This window comes from Rhodopirellula maiorica SM1, from assembly GCF_000346295.1.
GTDB lineage: Bacteria > Planctomycetota > Planctomycetia > Pirellulales > Pirellulaceae > Novipirellula > Novipirellula maiorica.
This window is the reverse complement of record NZ_ANOG01000970.1, coordinates 1-2,004: the sequence shown is the minus strand read 5'-3', so window position 1 is coordinate 2,004 and position 2,004 is coordinate 1. Positions and strand designations below refer to the sequence as shown.

The following is a 2,004-nucleotide window of genomic DNA, read 5'->3' as shown; positions in this document are numbered from 1 at the left end:
GTTTTGATTGCTCAGGCAGGAGATACGATTGAACTGGTTAATCGCGGACGAGTTCAACACAACCCCATCCTCAGTTTCTTTGCGAACCAGCCTTGCGACATACAGATTCCGCCAGGCGTGTCTAACTTGGTTACAGTGCCTTTGTCGGAGCCCGCACCTATTCCGGTTGACTGCAATATACACCCATGGATGCATGCCTACGTTTTCGTTCTGGGGCATCCATTTGTATCTTGCTCTGATACGGAGGGTAGGATCAGCATTGCGGGACTGCCCGCAAATGAAAGTCTGACGTTCCGAGTCTTTCACGAGTCCGGGCGAATTGATCGTGTGGGCATCTTGGGCGAGGAGTCCGACTGGCCGCGTAGTCGATTCAATGTCGATCTTGTTGAGGGCGTGAACGATCTGGGAGATATCCTTGTGCCTGCTGCATCACTACAGCCCAAATAAATTAGACCGCCGGGTGAAAAGATATTAATGTCGAGGCCTTAAAACCGAGTTTGTGTAGTGGTTGCTCAGACTCTCAGACAAGATTGTGGTGATTTGTTCGTCGACTCGACATGGTTCGCAGCTCGCAAACGGTTTGGCTGCAATTACGTGGGGGGGCGGTCGGTCTAAGCTGGCCGATTCGTTTGCAACGAATTTGCGACTCGATGGCGGGGCGGGTACGATGACGAACGAGCGTGATCATTGGGGGCACGATCGTCCCAGAAATTGCGGGGAACCATTCGAGGGTGACGGAGCGGCGGTGGCCGCTGTTTGGGCAGCTGTTGAGTCGTTCGCCGCCGCCCGCACATCGCTACCGTTACCCGACTGATCGATGTCAACTATCGACGTGAATGACAGACGACAAACCAAGCGAATCTGACCCACGACTTACGACGCAGTTTTCGACACGAATACTGTTTAAGCTGACCACATGGTCGGCAGTGCTGTTCTATATCGTTTGGAGCTCATGGGATCACCTTGGCTTTACACTTGTGATGTTCGTGGTTTTCTCACCTGTTATCTTTTTTGCTGAGATCGTTGATTGGCTTCTCGGTGCTAAACGCAAGTGAATCCATCGCTTTGGAAAGCAACGTGGACATTTACTTGTCATTATTCGCAATATACTTGGCGGACGATCGCTTGCTCATTCCCGTTCGCACCAGATACCGGGTAACCATCACGCGAACCGGAGAACGCGAGCTAAGCGATTTAGCCGTTAGAAACTCTCCCGATCCTGGCGAGATTTTTTGGCAAACCGATACAATTGACGATACCCTGCAACGATACAATTCCTGCGGACGAACAAGCAAAGAGCAAAAAGAGTCGCAATCTATTGGCAGTCGGATTCGCGCTGATGGTTGTGGGGCTATTCCTTTTCGCGTTTGCCTCGGCAGCTGGCGGCGTCGCTATGACCGCCGGGTTTATTGTTATTGTGTTTAGTTTTGTGGTTGGCGGAGTGACGGACAAATCAAAAGATGAACCGTTTCGAATTTCACGATATCGAGGCGACCGAGTTTGGATTAGCGGCGTGGACGCAAAACAAATTGAACGGTATCCTCCGCTTCCTTCGTAGTCATAAAACGGGTTGATGGCGAACCATGAATTGCACCGAAGAACGTGAGTAGGGCGGCTTGGCCATCACAACGTTGTTCACGCGATCTCGGTGACGACTGGCATTCGTCTATTGAATGACTCCGGTGGCACTCGTAGTGACACTAGATGGCAGGAAAATGTTGGCAGGAATATCTCATCATCTTCCTGCCATATTGGATGCCCCATCGACGCTTCAAAGCATCCGTCGGCTGCGATTGACCGACGCCCGTCGATACGAGCACGAGTACGAGCACGAGTACGAGTACGAGTACGAGTACGAGTACCGCGATGCTGAGGAACGGTTCGGCAATAAGTTCGTCGTTAGAATTTTGTTACCAATCATTTGAGAGGAAGTGTGTTCGCCATACGGCTCATGTCCTTCCGGGGACAATTAAAACGTCGAAGTTATTGCCGAACGTTTTATAA

Annotated in this window: 3 protein-coding genes; all 3 read left to right on the top strand. The window is 51.0% G+C overall.

What is annotated here, in order from left to right; translation table 11 throughout:
• A partial coding sequence (locus RMSM_RS43140; protein WP_040770488.1) for a hypothetical protein occupies window positions 1-447 on the top strand: 447 nt, incomplete at its 5' end.
• A gap of 802 nt (window positions 448-1,249) precedes the next feature.
• On the top strand, window positions 1,250-1,558 hold the full coding sequence (locus RMSM_RS31295; protein WP_008707017.1) for a hypothetical protein: 309 nt from the start codon (window positions 1,250-1,252) through the stop codon (window positions 1,556-1,558).
• A gap of 157 nt (window positions 1,559-1,715) precedes the next feature.
• Window positions 1,716-1,925 (top strand): hypothetical protein, encoded by a 210-nt coding sequence (locus RMSM_RS31290; RefSeq protein ID WP_008707015.1) that lies wholly within the window; start codon window positions 1,716-1,718, stop codon window positions 1,923-1,925.
• Window positions 1,926-2,004: the final 79 nt, after the last annotated feature.